The 1,100-nt window shown below is 66.8% G+C and carries 1 protein-coding gene; it reads right to left on the reverse strand.

The window, feature by feature from the left end; all coding sequences use genetic code 11:
- On the reverse strand, positions 1–1,100 hold a 1,100-nt coding region (gene ftsH / locus ABFS34_17000; GenBank protein MEN8377124.1), incomplete at both ends, for an ATP-dependent zinc metalloprotease FtsH.

The raw sequence follows: 1,100 nt of genomic DNA on the forward strand, positions 1-1,100 counted from the left end.
CGACCATAAATCAGCTCTTCGGCGACCCGGCCCCCGAACATCATGGCGAGCTTCGCCTCCAGCTCCTTCTGGGAGTAGGAGTAGCGGTCGCGCTCGGGCAGCGACATGGTCACGCCCAGCGCCCGTCCGCGCGGGATGATGGTCACCTTGTGCAGCGGGTCGTGTCCCGGCACATGGAGGGCGACCAGGGCGTGGCCCGACTCGTGATAGGCGGTCGCCTCCTTTTCCTCGTCGGTCATGACCATGGAGCGGCGCTCGGCGCCCATCATGACCTTGTCCTTGGCCTCTTCCATCTCGGCCATCGTGACCATGCGCTTGTTCTTGCGCGCGGCCAGAAGGGCGGCCTCGTTGACCAGATTGGCCAGATCCGCGCCGGAGAAGCCCGGGGTGCCGCGGGCGATGACTTTGGCGTCGACGTCGGGCGCCAGCGGAACCCGGCGCAGATGCACCTTCAGGATCTTCTCTCGGCCGATGATGTCGGGATTGGGCACGACGACCTGTCGGTCGAAGCGGCCCGGCCGCAACAGCGCGGGGTCGAGCACGTCCGGCCGGTTGGTCGCGGCAATCAGGATGACGCCCTCGTTGGTCTCGAAGCCGTCCATCTCGACCAGAAGCTGGTTGAGCGTCTGCTCGCGCTCGTCGTTGCCGCCGCCGAGGCCGGCGCCGCGATGGCGGCCGACCGCGTCGAGCTCGTCGATGAAGATGATGCACGGCGCGTTCTTCTTGCCCTGTTCGAACATGTCGCGCACGCGCGAGGCGCCGACGCCGACGAACATCTCGACGAAATCTGAGCCGGAAATGGTGAAGAAGGGGACGTTGGCCTCGCCGGCGATGGCACGCGCCAACAGGGTCTTGCCGGTGCCCGGCGGGCCGACCAGCAGCACGCCCTTGGGGATCTTTCCGCCCAGGCGCTGGAACTTCTGGGGATCGCGCAGAAATTCGACGATTTCCTCGACTTCCTGCTTGGCTTCCTCGACCCCGGCGACGTCCTCGAATGTGACGCGCCCCGTGCGCTCGGTCAGCATGCGCGCGCGCGACTTGCCAAAGCCCATCGCCCGCCCCGTGCCCGACTGCATCTGGCGCATGAAGAAGATCCAGAC

The organism is Gemmatimonadota bacterium (assembly GCA_039715185.1).
In the GTDB taxonomy this organism is placed as follows: Bacteria; Gemmatimonadota; Gemmatimonadetes; order Longimicrobiales; family RSA9; genus DATHRK01.